Consider the following 2,419-nt stretch of genomic DNA (forward strand, 5'->3'; position numbering starts at 1 on the left):
GAAAGACGGCTGGATCGTCCAGAAGCCCGGGCCGAAGAACTCGCTCGGCCTCGTCAAGTTCGACATGCAGAACGAGCATCAGATCTACCTTCACGACACGCCCGCGAAGCAGTTGTTCAGCGAGGTGCAGCGCCAGCGCAGCCATGGCTGCGTCCGCGTCGAGGATGCGCTGGGCTTCGCCGCGATGCTCGCGAAGGATGAGGGCATTTCGGCCGAGTGGGAGAAGGCGCGCGCCACGGGCAAGGAAAGCTTCGTTCCACTGCCCCGCCCGATCCCGGTTCGCCTCACCTACCAGACGGTCCTGTTCGACGATGCGGGCGAGCCCGTCATCCGCGCCGATCCTTATGGCTGGAACGACCGTGTGGCGGCCGCGCTCGGCTTCCCGGCGAGCGAAGGCCATCGCCTCCGCCCGTCGGGCTCCGATGTCGGACCGTGAACCGATGAAGCGCCCTGACGCGCAGAGCGTTGGACAAGGGCCATCGAACAAGGATTTTGCGCAACCGCATACCGTGCGATCGAAGGATGCAGAGCGGTTTCCCCTGATAAAAAGACACCCGCCCGTTGTCCCGGGCGAGTGTCAGAAGAAGATATCTGTCCTCAAAAGAGGAAGAGCTCTTCAGGGTCGCGCGCCGCATTTACTGCGCACCGGATCGTCGTGATTGTACCGGGGCGCCAAAAGAGACACCTCGCGCTCGACAATGCGTCCCCACGCCGGGCTGCGAAGCCGCTATCGCCTACGGGAACGCTTTTCGAACCGGTCTGTTTGAGCTTCGATGAGCTGCAACGAACCGGAGGGGCATGTGCACAGGGAAATCGACGCGCCGTTTCGCTGGATGGGCGACGCCGTCCAGGCGCACCGACATGGTCGCCTTGGCATCTTCGTTCGCAAGCTGATCAGTCACAGCCGCCTTTCCGCCGACGATCAGGCGGCCATCGCATCGCTACCCTTCAGCATCAAGACCCTCGAACCGAATGATCATATCCTCCGCGAAGGCGAGCGCGCGGAAATCTGTCCGGTGCTGCTGTCGGGCTTCGCCTACCGGCAAAAAATTTCCGCCGATGGCGGCCGGCAGATCGTCGCGCTCAAGATTCCGGGCGATCCGCTCGATTTCCAGTCACTCTATCTCGACCGCGCCGACCACAATCTCCAGGCGCTTACCAAGGTCGAGCTTGCGATCTTCGCGCTGAAGGATCTCGAAAACCTCGTAGCGCCGCGCCCTGGTCTCGCACGCGCGGTGCTCGTCGACATTTTGATCGAAGCCTCGATCGGGCGCGAATGGCTTCTCAACATCGGTCGCCGCAATGCGCTGACCCGCCTCGCGCACCTGCTTTGCGAATTGCTATACCGGGTCGAGCAGATCGCGGGCGAGACGATCGGCAATTTCGAGCTGCCGCTGACGCAGGAACAACTCGCCGACCTGCTCGGCCTGACCCCGGTTCACATCAACCGGACATTGCGGGAACTCGAGAAGGAGGGCGCGATCCGGCGCGTGTCGCGGCGTGTCTCGATCGCCGATATCGCCGCGCTGCACAGAATTGCCCAATTTTCCGATATTTACCTGCATCGAAACCAGAGTTCGGCGGTTGTCTGAGCAAGGGCGGGCCATGATTGGAGACGCCTGCCCATGCCCCGCTATTTTTTCCATCTTTTCGACGGCGCCGAGGAGATCGACGCGCAAGGCAGCGAGCTCGACGACGATGCGTCGGCCCTGCGCGAAGCGATCCGCTTCGGCGGCGGCCTGCTGAGCGACGACCCCGACATGCTCGTCCGCGACAAGGGGCTGCGGATCAACGTCACCGATGAAAACGGCGAGTTGAACTGCGCGCTGATCGTGCAGATCGTCGACGCCAAATGGCGACCGCCGCCGGGCGGCTAGACGCCTGCGGCCCTTCAGCCCAGGACGAGCCTGAGCCTGTCGAGCAGCGCATCGCGCTCGAAGGGCTTTCGCACGACGGGCGCCGCGGAGAGGTCGTCGGGAATCGCACCGTCGTCGCCATAACCCGTGGCGAAGAGAAAGGGGGTGCCGCGACTGGCCAGGAGGCGCGCGACCGGCTCGGACGTCCCCTGCCCGAGGTTGATGTCGAGGATCGCAAAATCGGGAAGACTGCCCGCAAGAAAGTCGAGCGCGTCGCGCGACGAGGTCAGCGTGTTGAGCACGGTTACGCCGACATCTTCCAATATCTGCTCGAGATCGATCGCAATGAGAAGCTGGTCCTCGACGATCAGCGCCGTCTTGCCCTTGAGGTCGAGATTGTCGTGACGGTCGACCATCGGCAGCTCCTCGTTCGTGAACGCCGCCTCGGCCTGACGCAGCGCGACGAAGCGCGACGGCAGGGTGAAGTCGGCCTCGAGCCCATCGGGAAGATATTCGATCGCCGCATCGCCGCCAAGATCGAAGGGTATGCTGCGCTCGATGAG

The 2,419-nt window shown here is 63.3% G+C and carries 4 protein-coding genes; 3 read left to right on the plus strand and 1 reads right to left on the minus strand.

The window, feature by feature from the left end; genetic code table 11:
• The 3 genes from VGD20_RS18070 to VGD20_RS18080 all read left to right on the plus strand — a co-directional run.
• A partial coding sequence (locus tag VGD20_RS18070) for a L,D-transpeptidase family protein (protein WP_331135768.1) occupies positions 1-436 on the plus strand: 436 nt, incomplete at its 5' end.
• 337 nt (positions 437-773) lie between these two features.
• On the plus strand, positions 774-1,592 hold the full coding sequence (locus tag VGD20_RS18075; RefSeq protein WP_331135769.1) for a Crp/Fnr family transcriptional regulator: 819 nt from the start codon (positions 774-776) through the stop codon (positions 1,590-1,592).
• A 33-nt stretch (positions 1,593-1,625) separates the two neighbouring features.
• Positions 1,626-1,877, plus strand: a complete 252-nt coding sequence (locus VGD20_RS18080; protein ID WP_331135770.1) for a DUF6894 family protein — start codon at positions 1,626-1,628, stop codon at positions 1,875-1,877.
• Between the two features lie 14 nt (positions 1,878-1,891).
• On the opposite strand, the gene VGD20_RS18085 is transcribed toward VGD20_RS18080, so the two are convergent.
• A partial coding sequence (locus VGD20_RS18085) for a response regulator (protein WP_331135771.1) occupies positions 1,892-2,419 on the minus strand: 528 nt, incomplete at its 5' end.

Origin of the sequence: Sphingopyxis sp. (genome assembly GCF_036402335.1) — a bacterium.
Taxonomy (GTDB): Bacteria; Pseudomonadota; Alphaproteobacteria; order Sphingomonadales; family Sphingomonadaceae; genus Sphingopyxis.

What these genes read in the sequence shown, in the direction of transcription:
- VGD20_RS18080 (WP_331135770.1), top strand. Translation starts at nt 1,626, where the DNA reads ATGCCCCGCTATTTTTTCCATCTTTTCGACGGCGCCGAGGAGATCGAC.
- VGD20_RS18075 (WP_331135769.1), top strand. Translation starts at nt 774, where the DNA reads ATGAGCTGCAACGAACCGGAGGGGCATGTGCACAGGGAAATCGACGCG.